2 pseudogenes are annotated in these 749 nt (G+C 38.1%); both read right to left on the bottom strand.

What is annotated here, in order from left to right:
• Positions 1–310: pseudogene (locus HC175_RS15725) on the bottom strand (RagB/SusD family nutrient uptake outer membrane protein); the annotation flags it as partial.
• 10 nt (positions 311–320) lie between these two features.
• Positions 321–749 (bottom strand): annotated as a pseudogene (locus HC175_RS15720) (SusC/RagA family TonB-linked outer membrane protein); the annotation flags it as partial.

Raw genomic sequence — 749 nt, 5'->3', positions numbered from 1 at the left:
TAGTGGGAGTAATGTTGAAATCATCAAAAGTCTGAATTCCTATACCGTCAGAAGCATTACCTCCTCCGGCTCTGAAATCATCTGAAGCGGCATTAAAAAAGGTGACCATATTTTCAAATCCTCCGGAATACTTTCTCATAACATCATAAACTGCTACAAGACCGGCAAAAGCTTCATTTTCATTCCTATAATAATTGGATTCCAGGTTAGTACCTTTTACCGGCACCTCAAGAAAATCCTCACTACAGGAATTCAATGTAAATATCACTGCTAAAGCAGTTAATACTAACCTGAATGTGTGTGTTTTCATTTTCATTTTTTTAGAATTGTATATTAGCTCCAAACAGGAAAGATCGGGCTTGTGGATAATATCCTCGATCAATACCAAATGTATTTCCTCCAATTTCGGGATCATAGCCTGTATAATCTGTCAATGTAAACAGGTTTTCTCCAGTCACATAAAATCTCATTTTTTGCACTCCATATCCCTGTGTAAAGGTTTCAGGAATGGTGTATCCAATTTGAGCCAGCTTTAGGCGAAGGTAATCTCCATCTTCAAGATAAAAATCGGACATTCTACTAAAGTTTTCGTTAGTATCATTGTTCGTTAGACGGGGATAATTGTTTGATGTCCCCTCACCTCTCCATCTGCTAAGAGCCTTTGTTGAATAATTGGCATTCTGGATATCAAGACGACGAAGTCCCTGGAAAATTTTGTTACCTGCTGCACCCTGTGCAAATACCATGAA

It is taken from the genome of Salinimicrobium oceani (assembly GCF_012037645.1).
This window is presented reverse-complemented; position numbering and strand designations above follow the sequence as displayed.